This is a genomic window from Afipia carboxidovorans OM5, assembly GCF_000218565.1.
GTDB lineage: Bacteria > Pseudomonadota > Alphaproteobacteria > Rhizobiales > Xanthobacteraceae > Afipia > Afipia carboxidovorans.
In genome coordinates, this window is record NC_015684.1 from 1,333,958 (window position 1) to 1,348,560 (window position 14,603).

Sequence of the window (14,603 nt, forward strand, 5' to 3'; positions counted from 1 at the left end):
ATGATAGGTAGCGATTTAGGAGAGTTCCGCTAAACAGGCGACAATTCGGGTTGATCGGTATCAAAAGCACTAGCCCCGACGGGTGTATTCCTTCGCCAGTTGAAGGAGAGAGCCATGCGCGCCCATCAGATCATGACCCGGAATCCGGTCTCCGTTACTGAAGATACCACCTTGAGAGAGGCGGCCCTGCTGATGCTGCAGAATCACATCAGCGGGCTCCCTGTCGTTGACAAATTTGGCAAGCTCGTCGGCGTTATCTCCGAAGGAGATTTCGTGCGCAGGGTGGAGATTGGCACTCAAACGAAACGGGCTCGGTGGCTGGCGTTCTTCATAGGTCCCGGCCGGGCCGCGACCGAGTTCGTCCATGAGCGAGGCCGCAAGGTCGGAGTGGTCATGAACCCTCAGCCAGTGACCATAACCGAGGATACCAATCTGGAAGACATCGTGCGCCTCATGGAGAAGCACAACATCAAGCGGCTGCCTGTGGTGAAGGATATGCAGCTTCTGGGAATGGTGACGCGGACGGACCTGTTGCGCACCGTCGCCAGCCTGGATCGTGAGGTTCCCGATCCCACGGCCGATGATGATCATCTACAGCAGCGCATTATCCGTGCGATCGAATCGAACGATTGGCGGCCGATCAGTTTCAATATTCGCGTTCGCGGGGGCGTCGTTCATATCGATGGCATCATTACCGATGAGCGGTCGCGGCAGGCCAGCATCGTCGCGGCCGAGAATGTGCAAGGCGTGAAGCGAGTCCATGATCATCTTTGCTGGATTGATCCGATGTCCGGCCTGAGCCTGCTGTCTCCGGAAGACGAACGCCGGGAATCCCGCAGCTAGTTGGGGCGCCGTGACTTGGATTGTCGCACGTGTTGAAGGCTCGTGGGAGCGGAGCGGGAAGGGCGCTATCTCATCCCGCTACTGCAATGGCAATTTCCAGCCTTAATTGCTCAGCACGCTATCGTGCGCTTGGCGCCTTGATGCGCGATAGGAAAACGGCGCCTTCTTGATGCGGGCCAGATTCGTAAGGCGCCGCGGCTTTGTACTGCACGAAATCTCGTCTTTTGCGTAGCAAAGCCGTTCAATCTCGTCGTACGTGTAGGTGAACCCGCCGCTTTTGATGCGCGTTCTTTTCTGCTCGCGGGGCGAGAGCTTTTGAAACTCAAACGCGGCGGCTGCGACTGTTGGGTATTTTATAACGGTCTTTCCCTGGATGAGATCGGCAGGCTGTTTCTCGTCGACGAGGATTTTGTCGAGGTGCATTTGCCTTCTCCTGAAATGAAGCGCCGGATCGCTTCCATCTGGGTCGGTCACGGGATAAGCGATTTTGGCCGGTCTATTGCTTTCAGAATAAGGCTTTCGGAAGAGGCGCGCTTGATTTCGCGCAAGATGGAGAGAATGTCCTGCTGTCGCGAAACGTCGCAGCCGTCGGGCTCTGACAGGAACACTTACCTAGAGGAGCAGTGCCTTTAAAATTAAGATTCAACAGATAACCACAGTCGATGCGATATATTGGAGACGTTAGGTTAAGGGTCGGCGTAGGACGCCTTTCCTTGTCTCGCCTTAATCGCCGTGTAAAAATATGCAGGCATCCTGGGGGTGGTTATCGTGGGCGATACGCTAACCGGAACCGATCGGGCGCTGCATTTTTATCGGGCCGAGTTTGATATCGCCCAAGGATAAAACGTCGTCTTACCTCCTGGATGCTGACCGGAGGGCTCTATGGTAGCGGACACATCCCTGACGGATCACGAGCTTGGTCTCATTGATGCCTGGTGGCGGGCGGCCAATTATCTTTCTGTCGGTCAGGTTTACCTGCTCGACAATCCGCTCTTGAAAATTCCGCTCGCTATCGAGCACGTCAAGCCGCGTCTCCTTGGCCACTGGGGAACGGTGCCGGGGCTTAACTTCATCTACGCGCATCTCAATCGTCTCATCAAGGCGCGAGACCTGAACATTCTGTTTGTGACTGGGCCCGGTCATGGCGCTCCGGGAATTATTGCGAACGCTTATCTCGAGGGCACCTACAGCGAACTCTGTCCTGCAATCACGCAGGATATTGAAGGCATCAAGCGCCTGTTCCGCCAATTTTCGTTTCCCGGTGGTGTGCCAAGCCACACCGCACCTGAAACGCCGGGCTCTATCCATGAAGGTGGTGAGCTCGGCTACTCGCTATCCCATGCTTTTGGAGCGGCGTTCGACAATCCGGAATTGATTATTGCTTGCGTGGTCGGCGACGGGGAGGCCGAGACCGGGCCGCTTGCTGCCGCCTGGCACAGCAACAAGTTTCTCAACCCGGCGTCCGATGGTGCCGTGCTGCCGATCCTTCATCTCAACGGCTACAAGATCGCCAACCCAACCGTTCTTGCGCGCATTCCTTCGGAGGAAATTCGCGCCTTGTTTGAAGGTTACGGATATGCGCCGATCTTCGTAGAGGGGCACGATCATTTCCAGATGCATCGGAAGATGGCGTTGGCGCTCTCAACTGCCTTCTCCGATATCGCAAAAATCCAAAAAACAGCCCGAAGCGAACGTAATCCTGAGCGGCCGCGTTGGCCGATGATTGTTCTGCGAACCCCAAAGGGATGGTCCGGGCCGAAGACGGTGGATGGCCAGAAGACCGAAGGATCATGGCGATCGCATCAGGTCCCTTTCAGTAACATACGAGCCCCCGGTCACCTGCAGCTTCTGGAGAACTGGCTTCGAAGCTACCTTCCGGAGCGGCTGTTCGATGATCTTGGCCGGCTTTGCCCCGAGATCGCGGCCCTCGCGCCGGAAGGGGCAAAGCGGATGAGCGCCAACCCTCATGCGAATGGGGGCACCAAAAGGCGGCCGCTCTGCCTTCCTGACTTCACGTCATTCGCGGTTGATGTGGAAGCTCCAGGACAGGTCGACGCGGAGGCAACGCGCGTGCTGGGTGGCTTCCTCCGCGACACCATGGCGGCGAACAAAGCCAACCGCAATTTCCGCGTATTCGGTCCGGACGAGACAGCTTCAAATCGACTACAGGCTCTGTTCGACGTTACCGACCGGTCATGGAATGCCGAAATAATCCCGGACGATGATGACCTTGGTCCCGATGGCCGCGTCATGGAGATTCTGAGCGAACACACCTGCCAGGGATGGCTCGAAGGCTATCTGCTGACCGGCCGCCACGGCTTCTTCTCTTGCTATGAGGCCTTCATTCACATTGTAGATTCGATGTTCAACCAGCATGCCAAGTGGCTGAAAACCGCTCGGGAGGTGCCATGGCGCCAGCCGATTGCCTCGTTGAATTATTTGCTCACTTCGCACGTCTGGCAGCAGGACCACAATGGTTTCAGCCATCAGGATCCCGGGTTCATCGATCACGTCATCAACAAGAAGGCCGATATCGTCCGCGTTTATCTGCCGCCCGACGCAAACACTCTGCTGTATGTGGCCGATCACTGCCTGCGGAGCTGGGATCGCGTCAATGTCATCATTGCTGGTAAGGCGCCGAGCCCGCAGTGGCTCTCGATGGATGCTGCGATCAAACACTGCACGGAAGGAATCGGAATTTGGGAATGGGCCAGCAACGATCGCGGCAGCGAGCCGGACGTCGTCATGGCGTGCGCGGGTGACGTGCCGACGCTGGAGACGCTTGCTGCTGTCGATTTGCTGGAGCAGCAGATTCCGGAATTGAAAATTCGGGTCGTGAATGTCGTTGATCTGATGACGCTGCAATCAAAAGAACAGCATCCGCACGGGCTGGCCGACAACGATTTCGATGCGCTGTTCACCACGGACAAGCCGGTGATCTTTGCTTATCACGGCTATCCGACGTTAATTCATCGGCTGACCTACAAACGTACAAATCACCACAATATCCATGTGCGGGGCTATGAAGAGGAGGGCTCCACGACGACCTCCTTTGATATGGCTGTTCGGAACAGGATCGATCGATTTCATCTGATTGCGGCTGTCATTGACTGGGTGCCGCAGCTTGGCGCGGCCGCCGTCTACACCAAACAGGCTATTCGCGACAAACTGGTTGAGCACGAGCGTTTCATCCGTACTCACGGCGTCGATCTGCCTGAGGTGAGAAACTGGCGATGGAAAGGTGCACAGAGACCCGCCACAGACGCCTTTCGTTGAACGAGCGCAGTGCTCTGCAATCGCCGCTTCAGTCCGGGTCGTATTTGGCAAGATCAAGCGACACCTTGACCGTGCCATCCCCGGGAGGTTCCGCGGCGAGTTGGAAGCCGATCTCGCGGCACATCCGCAGCATCTTTGTATTCGCGCTGAGAACGATACCTTCAACCCGGCTCAGACCATCCGCCTTGGCATAGCGGATCAGGTGATTCAGCATCGTCCAGCCGAGGCCTTGTCCTTGCAGGTCACTGCGCACCAGGACTGCATATTCCGCCACTTCATGATCCGGATCGTTCGACAGCCGTGCGACGCCACATAGTGCGCCACTCTCTTCATCGAGAGCCACGAATGCCATTTCGCGGTCGTAGTCGAGCTGAGTGAGGCGCACCAGAAACTTGTCTGAAAATTCCGTACTGATGTTGAAGAAGCGGAGCTGCATGTCCCTTTTGGCAATCTTGGCGAGGAATGCAGGATAGAGCGCCGCGTCGGCTGGCTGGATCGGTCGTATATGATATGTGTGGTCGTCGAGGGTAAAATCCCTGGCCCATTCTGCCGGATATGGCCGGATGGCAAGTGCAGGATTGGGGCCGGGCTGTTCGACAGACAGTGGGTCAATTTCAATCCGGGCATCGAGGGCGATCACGCCATCGCTATCGGCCAACAGAGGATTGATATCCACGGCGGTGACGCAAGGAAAATCGACGACTAATTGCGACAGTCCGTTGAGTGCCTGGCTGATTGCGGCGCGGTCTGCCGGCTTACGATCTCGAAAACCGGCGAGCAAGCGTCCGATCCGGGTCCGGTCAATCAAATCGCCAGCTAGAATGTCGTCCATCGGCGGCAGGCCAATGGCGATATCATCCATGACCTCGACTGCCACGCCGCCGGCGCCGAAAAGAATGATGGGGCCGAAAATAGCGTCACGATTGACGCCAAGGATAAGCTCCTGCGCCTGCCTGCGCTCGATCATCGGCTGTACGGCAAACCCCTCGATGGTGCCATCCGGGCGATGCTGATGCAGTCGTCGCGTGATTGCCTCTGCCGCTTCGCGTGCGGCTGCCGCTGTCTCGAGACTGAGGACAACGCCACCCACGTCCGATTTGTGCGTGATCGACTTCGACAGCAGCTTGACAGCGACCTTGTTTGAATTGGCGAGAAGATCTGTTGCTGCTTGTTCGACGTCGTCAGGCGAATGCGCCACGATAATTTCTGGAACCGGGATGCCGTAAGCCTTTGCGACGGCCTTTGCCTCGGGTTCGGTCAACATGCGGCGGCTTTCCCCCGCGACTTGTCGAAAAATAGAGAGTGCGGTGGCGCGGGCGCTTGTGACGTCCGTGCTTCTGTCTGAAGGAACGCGGTGGAGCATCTTCTGGGAGCGCGACCAGTCCGTCAGATAGGATACCGCCGTCGCCGTTGCCGCCGGGGTTTCATAGCTTGTGATCCCAGCCGCCTGCAGCAACCGGCGGGCGCCGCGCGCGGACTGCTCGCCCAGCCAGCATGTCAGAACCGGTTTGTCGTTGATCGTGCCGTTTTTCGCGAGGGATGCGACCGTCGTCGCTGCATCGGACGACGACGCTACGCCGGTCGGACAATTCATCACCATCAGCACATCGACGTCCGGATCTGCGGCGACGGCTTCGACGGCGGCGCGGTAGCGTTCCGGCGGAGCATCTCCGACGATGTCGACAGGATTGGCATGCGACCAGTTTGACGGCAACGTCTGGTCAAGGGCAGCAATCGTCTTGGGTGATAGAACGGCAAGCTCGCCATGAAAATCCATCAATCGGTCGACGGCCAGAACACCGGCTCCGCCGCCGTTGGTGACGATACCGACGCGCGCCCGCTCAATGGGTGAAAACCGCGCGATTGTTTCCGTTGCGCCGAAAAGATCGGCCAGTTCGTTCACCCGCAGAATTCCGGCACGGCGGAGCGCTGCGTCCACCACGCGATCGACGCCTGAAAGCGCTCCGGTGTGGGTTGCGGCGGCTTTGGCAGCTTCGGCGTGGCGTCCCGGCTTGATGGCGATGACCGGCTTGACGCGTGCAGCAGCGCGGGCTGCGGTCATGAATTTTCGCGGGTTCGGCACCGATTCCAAATACATCACGATGGCGCGTGTTTGAGCGTCACCCGCGAGCATGTTCAGACAGTCCGCAACATCGACATCCGCCATGTCGCCAAGTGATACAATTTGCGAAAATCCGATACCGTTTGCCGCTGCCCAATCGATCAATGAGGTGGCGATGGCTCCTGACTGAGACAGCAGGGCGATGTTGCCGGGCGCAGCTCCCATATGGGCGAAACTTGCATTGAGTTTGGCGAGAGGCAGCACGAGTCCGAGGGTGTTCGGGCCGATGATGCGGAGCAGGTGAGGCTTCGACGCATCAAGAATGGCTTGCCTCAGGCCGTTTTCCCTGGTGATACCGGCGGTGATGACGACGGCAGCGCGGGTTCCTTTTTCGCCCAGCTCTTTAATAAGGTCTGGCACCACGGCTGCCGGCGTTATGATGACGCCGAGGTCGGGAATTCCGGGAAGATCACTTACGCAGGGATAGCAGCGGCGGCCGTTCAAATCCGTGTACTTCGGGTTCACAGGCCATATTTCACCTTCGAAACCGCCGTTCACGATGTTGTTGAGCACGATGTGTCCAACCGAGCCATGGCGAAGCGAAGCTCCGATAACGGCAACGGATTTGGGTGCGAAAGCATGACTCAGATTTCGGATTGTCATGGCCGTCACTCAGGTTGGATCGTTTCGTTCCTCATGACCCAGCGCTCTCCAAACTTCATGGTTCTGGAAGAGTATCACATGCCCGGGCGAGCGTGTCCGCCGGAGAACCGGCGGCGTTGATGACGGACCACGAGAGGGAGTCGACTTCGAAGTCTTCCTGTTGGCGCGCGACGCTCGGGTTCGCATCGGAGGCATCCGGGCCTCGCCCGCTGATCCGAGCGATGCGCGTGGCCAGATCGGCTTCCAGAAATAACCCATGGAATGTCACATTCGCCTCGCGCGCGATGGCCTCGATCGCGGCGCGTTCGGAAGCTTTGGCAAAGACGGCGTCGACGATGACCGAATGACCGGCTCGGGCAATCCGGGCAGCTTTGTCGCATAACATTGCATAGATGGTTGTCGATATCTCAGGTCGGTAGGCTTCTGGGGGCAGGCGATCGGTTTCATCAACACCGAACCACGTTTTGCGTTCGACATCAGAGCGCAGAACGATCGCGCCCGGAAGAGGGTGAATAAGCGGCGCAAGTGATCGTGCCAATATCGATTTCCCCGTCCCGGAAAGGCCTCCGACGCAAACGATCGAAGGTGATGGAGGTGCGATCAATATCCGGGCCAACTCAAAATAGCGTTGAGCCGCCTGGATAATCTCGTTCCGTTTGTCACCGGTATTTTGGCTGAGGCGAGCCGCGGTCACTTTCGCCCGGACTGCAGCGCGTATCGACATGAAGAGGGGCAGCGCGGCAAGGCCGTCATAATCCTCAATCTGATGTGTTGCCGCGAAATATCCGTTGAGAACGACATTGGCGGCAGGAGTAAGCGTGTGCGCGATCAAATCCAGCAGCAGGAAGGATAGATCGTACAGGATGTCACCGGATGCCATAACTGGATCGAATTCGATAGCGTCGAAGGGAACGGGCTCTCCGTCGAGAAGTACGATATTGCCGAGATGCAGATCGCCGTGGCCGCGGCGTGTCAAGCCCCGTTGGCCTCTGGAGACGAGAAGCGGACGAATCCGTGCCAGCGCGTCCCGCGAGCGCCGATCGAGTTCGCTGACAGCTTCAGCGGGAAAGATGTCACTGGCCTCACGCAACGCGACGGTGTTCTGCTCGATATAGCGGGGGAGTGCCGCGAGCCACGGATCAGGATCGGTGCACTCCGCTCTCTGGTGCATCGCTGTGACCATGTGAGCGAGCTTTGCGGGCAAAGTATCGTCGAAGGCACCACGAGCGGCGATGTGATCCAGAGTCCGGCTTTCGTCAAAACGCTCCATCTCGACCGCCCATTCGACAGGCTTGCCTTTACCGCCTACCGCTAACTGGCCGTTTGACTCTCGCGTGATCGCTATCACCTGACGATAGAGGCGTGGCGCGAACTGGCGATTGATGACCAATTCCGCCTCGCATGCGGCCTTGCGCTTCGGCAGCGTCGAATAGTCAAGAAACGGAAATTGCACGGCGCGCTTGACTTTGTAGGCCCGCCGAGGCGCCAGAAACACCGCCGACGCATGGGTATCACAGCGTAGCACCGGCCCGCCGCCGTGGGTCGCCGGATCGGCGAGCAGGGCGAACACGGCTTCCTGTGCAGGCTCACCAGACACCGCTGCATTGCCAACATCATCATCTGGAAAGGAGTCTGACGTGTCCATGGCCGCTCCGGTGCTCGCAACTATGAAGTATGGCAGGGCCTCTACCGTTGATGTGTGTCAAGATCGATAGCGGCTGCGGGCTGATGGGATGTTGATGCAGGCGCGCCGCGCCGCTGCCTGATACGATCGATAATGTACATTCTGAAGCGTCTGAACAGGGTGGCCACAAATCCGCGCCGATGCGGAAGCTGAACGCGTTCTTCTGTGTCACTGACGAACACGCCGCGTGCCTTGATAATGGACCAAATTAAAGGGCTCCACTCGCGAAAGAGGGCTTCGACTTCCTCGTGTAGAAATCCGGACACAACCTCAGGAGCCGGCAGGAAGACCTCGGGAAGTACGGTTGACAGCTTGGCATCCGACAGAATGTCCCATCGGGAATGCCCGCCCATCAATGGTGACTTTAAACCATAGATAACCCGTCCTATCTGGGCTTCGCGAATTGCGTATGAGCATTGGGCGCATGGCTCGACCGCTGAATAGAGGGTGCAATCAGCCAAATTTATTCCTCGAATCTGTTGCGCCAACGAAATCGCGACGACTTCTGCGTGACGATTAACGTCCTGATCCTGCCTTGCCCTGTTGATCGATTCGCATACGAATACGCCATCGCAGGCGATGACGGCTGCAAACGGATATTCACCCGCAGCGAGGGACGATCTGGCTAATGCAATGCAGCGCCTCATTAAATCAATATCGGAATGCTTGCTGACTTTAAGCATCGACTGCTCACATATGCGACAAACATAGCTCTCTAACGCACGACGATGCGTTGTGTTTCTGAGGCCGTGCCTTTGATATTTGTCACGCCTTGGGAAGGCGGTCAGGTTCTTGTCGCAAAGTCCGTTCTCCCCTGAGCACAATATAGATCGCCGGGATGACGATCACGGTCAGGGCCGTCGAGGATGCGAGGCCAAACAGCAGTGAGATGGCGAGCCCTTGAAAGATCGGATCTGTAAGGATCACAGCCGCACCGATCATGGCGGCGAGCGCCGTGAGAAGAATCGGCTTGAAGCGGATGGCGCCGGCTTCCAGCAACGCTTCGACCAGCGGCCGTCCGGGTGTTCGCGTATGGCGGATGAAATCCACCAGCAGAATGGAGTTGCGCACGATTATGCCGGCGAGCGCGATGAAGCCGATCATCGAGGTCGCGGTGAACGGCGCGCCGAACAACCAGTGGCCGAGCATGATGCCGATGAAGGTGAGCGGAATCGGTGTCAGGATCACCAGCGGTAGGGTGAATGAGCGAAATTGCGCAACGACGAGGATGTAGATGCCGAGGATCGCGACCGCGAATGCTGCACCCATGTCGCGGAAGGTCACCCAGGTGACCTCCCATTCGCCGTCCCATAACAGCGTCGGGTGCTGTTCGTCGTTAGGCTGGCCGTGCAACGCAATGACCGGTTTCGGAACGTCACCCCAGTCGGCTCGGGCGATGGCGTCGGATACCGCGAGCATGCCGTAGACCGGTGCCTCGAACGTGCCGGCAAGTTCGGCTGTCACCATCTCGGCGGCGCGGCCGTTGTGCCGGAAGATCGGGTAGGAGGCCCGCTCGCGCGTCACCGAGACGACGTCTCCAAGTTCGACGATCGCACGGTCACCGGGCAATGCATTCGCCGGTACTGGCGTCGTCAAGGTGCGCGGGTTGACGACGCGCTCGCTTTTCCCAAGTGCGATGCGGATCGGGATGGGCTGGCGCCCACCGCCGCGATGAGAGTAGCCGACCGTTGTGCCACTGCCGAACGTACGGATCGTATCGTAGACGTCGCCTTGCTCGACACGGTAATATTCAAGATTGTCTTGATCGATGCTGACTCGCACGCGCTCAGGCCGGTTGCGGAAGCTGTCCTCAATGTCGACGATAAAGGGAACGCTTGCAAACGTCTCTCGCACCTTGGCGGCGACCGCGCGCCGTGTCTCCGGATCGGGGCCATAGATTTCCGCGAGCAGGGTGCCGAGCACGGGCGGGCCTGGTGGCGGCTCGACCACTTTCACAATGGTGCCTTCGGGAAGCGGCAGGCCGTTCAGCCGCGTCCGCAGATCGAGTGCGATATCGTGACTGGTGCGGCTGCGCTCGCCCTTGGGTGCGAGATTGACCGCGATATCGCCCTGCTGCGGCTGTGAGCGAAGATAATAGTGACGCACGAGGCCGTTGAAGTTGAACGGCGCGGCGCTGCCAGCGTAGGTCTGGAACGAGACCACCTCCGTGACGCCTGCAAGCCGTTCAACCATCGTCTGCAGCACCCGGTCGGTATCTTCAACCGACGAACCCTTGGGCAGATCGACCACCACCTGAAGATCGGTCTTGTTGTCGAACGGCAGCAGCTTGACGGTGACGTGCTGTGTGTAGAACAGCCCGAGCGAGGCGAGGGTGACGATTCCGACGGCAATCAAGAAGATCCATGACCGCTTCTTCGTACGCAAAATAGGGTCGGCAACTTTGACATAGGCGCGGCCGAGCCAGCCACCCTGGCTCTCGTGCGCGGCTGTAGGCGCGCCGCCGCCAAATCTCACCATCAGCCATGGTGTGAGCATGACGGCGACGAAGAAGGAGAACAGCATCGCCGCCGAGGCATTTGCAGGGATCGGGCTCATATAGGGGCCCATCATGCCGGAAACGAATAGCATCGGCAGCAATGCGGCAACCACCGTCAGCGTCGCGACGATGGTGGGGTTGCCGACTTCGGCCACGGCTTCGATTGCGGCCTGCCTGCGTAGCCGTCCGTCGTTCATCGCCCAGTGGCGGGCAATGTTCTCGATCACCACAATGGCGTCGTCGACCAGGATGCCGATCGAGAAGATCAAGGCGAACAGGCTGACACGGTTGAGCGTGTAGTCCATGATCCACGATGCGAACAACGTGAGCAGGATGGTGGTCGGGATCACCACCGCCACCACCAGCGCCTCGCGCCAGCCGATGGCGAAGCCGACCAGGATCACGATCGAGACGGTCGCCAGGCCGAGATGGAACAGGAGTTCGTTGGCCTTCTCGTTCGCCGTCTCGCCATAGTTGCGGGTGACGGACATCTCCACCTCGGCCGGGAAGATCTGGCCACGCGCCTGCTCGAGCCGCTCCACGATATTATGGGCGATGACCACAGCGTTGGTACCAGGCCGCTTGGCGACGGCGAGCGACACGGCGGGCGCGCGCTGCAGGCCTACGGCCGTCTTGCGGATGTTCGTCACCCGCGCCTCGTTCGGCTCGGTGGCGAGCACGACAGTGGCAACGTCGCGCACGTAAACCGGCCGACTGTCGCGCGTCGTCAGTAAGAGGTTGCCGATCTGGGAGAGCGATTGCAGGGTCTGGCCGGCCATGAGCGTGCGCTGTTCGCCACGTTCGCGCACCCGGCCGATCTGGAACGAGCGGTTGGCGCCGGCGATCTTGGCTGCGAGCTGCTGCAGCGTGATGCCATAGAGCGACAGCCGCTCTGGATCTGGCTCAACGCGGATTTCCTCCGGCTGATCGCCGACGATATAGGTGAGGCCGATGTCGGGCAGTTTGAGCACTTCGACCTGAAGCTCGCGGGCGAGGCGAGTGAGGTCGTTCGCGGTCCACCGTTCCGCAGCAGCCGGTGTTGGCGTCAGCGTCACGACGACGATGGCGACGTCGTCGATGCCGCGGCCGACAATCAGCGGCTCCGGGATGCCGACCGGGATGCGATTCATATTGGCGCGGATTTTCTCGTGGATGCGCAGAATCGCGGCATCGGCGCTGGTGCCGACGAGAAAGCGCGCAGTGACGACAGTGCCGTCGTCCTCGGTCTGCGAATAGACGTGCTCGACGCCATCGATGCTCTTGACGATGGTCTCGAGTGGCTCGGTGACGAGCTTGACCGCATCCTCCGCCTTGAGCCCGTTGGCCTCGACATGGATGTCCACCATCGGCACCGAAATCTGCGGCTCTTCCTCACGCGGCAGCGTGAGGAGGGCAACCAGCCCGAGAGCAAACGCTGCGAGCAGGAATAGCGGCGTCAGCGGCGAGGCGATGAAGGCACGGGTGAGGTGACCAGCGATTCCGAGCTTCATGGCTTGCCGCCCGGCAGGGAAATGCGGTCGCCGTCGCGCAGCCCGGTCAGCACTTCAATGCGCGAGCCGTCATCGGTTCCAATCGTCTCACCGAGGATTACGGCGATTTCGATCGGTCCGTCATCCGTGATGACGCGGACATAGTCGATGCCGTGGCGTGTCACGATCACCTGTGGCGGAACGGCGAGTACCGAACGTTGCGCGACCGGAATCCACACCAGCGTGCGCTCGTTGACGAAATAATCGCCAATGCCGTCGACATCGACATCGGCAATGACGCGGCCGTTCGTGATTTCCGGGTAGACCTTGGCGACGCGGCCCGGCCGTGCTTCGGCGATGTTGCCGCTGGCGGCGGGTGAAAGCCCACGCTGGCCAATGCGTACGAGGGCATCCTGTTTGATCTCTGTAGCATGTCGCTCGGGCAAAGACAGCCGCAGGTAGTAACGGCCGCTGGCGATACGCGCGATCTCCTCGCCGGGAAGCACCACCGATCCGAGCGTGATCGGGACGGTCAGCACGCGGCCGTCCGCCGGAGCGAGCACCTCGCCCTCGCGAGCCCGTTGCTCGATGACAGTTTTCTCGGCTTGTGCGGCGGCAACTTGATTAACGACGACGTCGAGCTGCATCCTGGCCTGATCGAGGCGAACCTGGGTCCCCGCGCCGCGGGCGAGAAGCTGCTGTGCCCGTTCAAATTCGGCGCGTGCATTTTCCTGCTGCGCATTGAGCGCCTCGATCTTGGCGTTGGCGGCGTTCAATTCGAGCGCGAGCTTGTCGTCCACAACGATGGCGACAACTTCGCCTTCCTTGACTTGCGTGCCTTCGCTGACCTTGATCTCGCGTAGCGAACCGCCGATGCGCGCCCGCGCTGGCACGACCCTTCGGCTTTCGACCTGGCCGAACACAGCCTTCATATCCGGCACGGCGATGGGCCGAACCACATACTCGGCCGCTGCCGACGCGGCGCTGGAGAGCAACGTCAACGCCGTGAGGCAGACAAAGCTGATGCCGCGAGGCATGGTGCTTCCTTCAGATAAACGGAGCCGTGCGCTGACTATCGCTCGCCGAGCGTGGGCGATCAGTCGAACGCGCATCCGCTTTTTACGCCCAGCATCTTGAAGACTCTGGCTGCGGGGCAGAAACCGGTCATCGACGCTTGCATGAGGTTCACGCCGACAAAGGCCGCCAAAAGGTACCAATAGGGTGAGAGGTAAAAGCCGAGCGCCAGCGACAACAGCACCATGAAGCCGGCAAACAGCATAACGGCACGATCGATAGTCATTGCTCTACTCCTTGTGAACAGGGTGGCGATTTGCGGAGGGGCGGCGTCCTCTTATGGATCAGCCTTCGTCCGTAATGCTTCGAGAGCTTTGCAATGGTCGTGCGGCTCATGATCGCCTCTTGCCGTCTCTCGACTTTGATCCAGTGCAATATTCCGCATAGAGAGCCTGCATAATGTGGAGCGCAGGCTCGCTGGAGATGCGATACCAAATGGTCTGGCCGTCACGGCGGCTGGCAACGATGCCATCGCGGCGCAGTAACGATAGATGCTGCGATGCTGTGGAATCGCGGATGTCGAGGAACTCCGCGAGTTGGCCGACCGACTTCTCGCCACCAACGAGTTGGCAGAGGATGAGGAGACGGTGCTGGTTGGACAGCGTCTTCAACAGCGTGCTGGCCTCGTCGGCGGCCACGCGCATCGCTTCCGGGTCGATCTTCGATTTAATATTCATATTTACGAATATACGAATATTTGAATATATAGCAAGTGCTAAAGCGGGACGCACGTGCTGCCTCGCCACGAGCGGGGCGGAACACCGACTACGTGACGCGCAATATGATTGGATTGAAGAGGCTTTGGCCGAATTCGGTCCCGATGCCTCAGGAGGCTTTACCTGCCGCAGAACAGCCTGTTGGTGATGGCGTCCTACTCGTGGCTGTCGGTCTGAGAACATCAACTAGCGAGGTAGTCGGCAGGCCGGTGCGTTGCCTTGTTGCTTCCTAGGGAGCGTATGACCCGACTTCTCGGGTCATACACAAGGTCGGTAGCCTGGGATCATCCTCGTTATTCTGGAGACAAATTATGTCTCC

Annotated in this window: 10 protein-coding genes; 2 read left to right on the forward strand and 8 right to left on the reverse strand. The window is 59.2% G+C overall.

Annotated features, from left to right (window positions below; genetic code table 11):
- The first annotated feature begins 114 nt into the window (after positions 1-114).
- The gene (locus tag OCA5_RS06310) at positions 115-843 is read left to right on the forward strand and encodes a CBS domain-containing protein (RefSeq protein ID WP_012563961.1); all 729 of its coding nucleotides are present in this window, start codon (positions 115-117) and stop codon (positions 841-843) included.
- Between the two features lie 102 nt (positions 844-945).
- Here OCA5_RS06310 and OCA5_RS06315 read toward each other — a convergent pair whose 3' ends face one another.
- The gene (locus tag OCA5_RS06315; RefSeq protein WP_012563960.1) at positions 946-1,266 is read right to left on the reverse strand and encodes a hypothetical protein; all 321 of its coding nucleotides are present in this window, start codon (positions 1,264-1,266) and stop codon (positions 946-948) included.
- Between the two features lie 459 nt (positions 1,267-1,725).
- Here OCA5_RS06315 and OCA5_RS06325 point away from each other — a divergent pair, with 459 nt between their 5' ends.
- Positions 1,726-4,119: a phosphoketolase family protein gene (locus tag OCA5_RS06325; RefSeq protein WP_012563958.1), complete on the forward strand. Its 2,394-nt coding sequence runs from the start codon at positions 1,726-1,728 to the stop codon at positions 4,117-4,119.
- 28 nt (positions 4,120-4,147) lie between these two features.
- Here OCA5_RS06325 and OCA5_RS06330 read toward each other — a convergent pair whose 3' ends face one another.
- The 7 genes from OCA5_RS06330 to OCA5_RS06360 form a co-directional block, all read right to left on the reverse strand.
- On the reverse strand, positions 4,148-6,844 hold the full coding sequence (locus OCA5_RS06330) for a bifunctional acetate--CoA ligase family protein/GNAT family N-acetyltransferase (protein WP_012563957.1): 2,697 nt from the start codon (positions 6,842-6,844) through the stop codon (positions 4,148-4,150).
- Between the two features lie 55 nt (positions 6,845-6,899).
- Positions 6,900-8,489 carry a bifunctional aminoglycoside phosphotransferase/ATP-binding protein gene (locus tag OCA5_RS06335; RefSeq protein ID WP_012563956.1) on the reverse strand — a complete coding sequence of 530 codons (1,590 nt, stop codon included), beginning with the start codon at positions 8,487-8,489 and terminating at the stop codon, positions 6,900-6,902.
- Between the two features lie 41 nt (positions 8,490-8,530).
- Entirely contained in the window at positions 8,531-9,211 is a 681-nt protein-coding gene (locus tag OCA5_RS06340) for a nucleoside deaminase (protein WP_013912960.1), read from the reverse strand.
- Between the two features lie 82 nt (positions 9,212-9,293).
- The gene (locus tag OCA5_RS06345) at positions 9,294-12,515 is read right to left on the reverse strand and encodes an efflux RND transporter permease subunit (protein WP_012563954.1); all 3,222 of its coding nucleotides are present in this window, start codon (positions 12,513-12,515) and stop codon (positions 9,294-9,296) included.
- Positions 12,512-13,531, reverse strand: a complete 1,020-nt coding sequence (locus tag OCA5_RS06350) for an efflux RND transporter periplasmic adaptor subunit (protein ID WP_012563953.1) — start codon at positions 13,529-13,531, stop codon at positions 12,512-12,514. The genes OCA5_RS06345 and OCA5_RS06350 overlap by 4 nt, the downstream gene beginning before the upstream one ends.
- Before the next feature lie 59 nt (positions 13,532-13,590).
- A complete protein-coding gene (locus OCA5_RS06355; protein ID WP_012563952.1) occupies positions 13,591-13,794 on the reverse strand; it encodes a YgaP family membrane protein in 204 nt (67 codons plus the stop codon).
- A gap of 106 nt (positions 13,795-13,900) precedes the next feature.
- Positions 13,901-14,245: an ArsR/SmtB family transcription factor gene (locus OCA5_RS06360; protein ID WP_012563951.1), complete on the reverse strand. Its 345-nt coding sequence runs from the start codon at positions 14,243-14,245 to the stop codon at positions 13,901-13,903.
- Positions 14,246-14,603 lie beyond the last annotated feature (358 nt).

What these genes read in the sequence shown, in the direction of transcription:
- OCA5_RS06315 (WP_012563960.1), bottom strand. Translation starts at nt 1,266, where the DNA reads ATGCACCTCGACAAAATCCTCGTCGACGAGAAACAGCCTGCCGATCTC.
- OCA5_RS06350 (WP_012563953.1), bottom strand. Translation starts at nt 13,531, where the DNA reads ATGCCTCGCGGCATCAGCTTTGTCTGCCTCACGGCGTTGACGTTGCTC.
- OCA5_RS06310 (WP_012563961.1), top strand. Translation starts at nt 115, where the DNA reads ATGCGCGCCCATCAGATCATGACCCGGAATCCGGTCTCCGTTACTGAA.
- OCA5_RS06340 (WP_013912960.1), bottom strand. Translation starts at nt 9,211, where the DNA reads ATGCTTAAAGTCAGCAAGCATTCCGATATTGATTTAATGAGGCGCTGC.
- OCA5_RS06360 (WP_012563951.1), bottom strand. Translation starts at nt 14,245, where the DNA reads ATGAATATTAAATCGAAGATCGACCCGGAAGCGATGCGCGTGGCCGCC.
- OCA5_RS06330 (WP_012563957.1), bottom strand. Translation starts at nt 6,844, where the DNA reads ATGACAATCCGAAATCTGAGTCATGCTTTCGCACCCAAATCCGTTGCC.
- OCA5_RS06345 (WP_012563954.1), bottom strand. Translation starts at nt 12,515, where the DNA reads ATGAAGCTCGGAATCGCTGGTCACCTCACCCGTGCCTTCATCGCCTCG.
- OCA5_RS06325 (WP_012563958.1), top strand. Translation starts at nt 1,726, where the DNA reads ATGGTAGCGGACACATCCCTGACGGATCACGAGCTTGGTCTCATTGAT.
- OCA5_RS06355 (WP_012563952.1), bottom strand. Translation starts at nt 13,794, where the DNA reads ATGACTATCGATCGTGCCGTTATGCTGTTTGCCGGCTTCATGGTGCTG.
- OCA5_RS06335 (WP_012563956.1), bottom strand. Translation starts at nt 8,489, where the DNA reads ATGGACACGTCAGACTCCTTTCCAGATGATGATGTTGGCAATGCAGCG.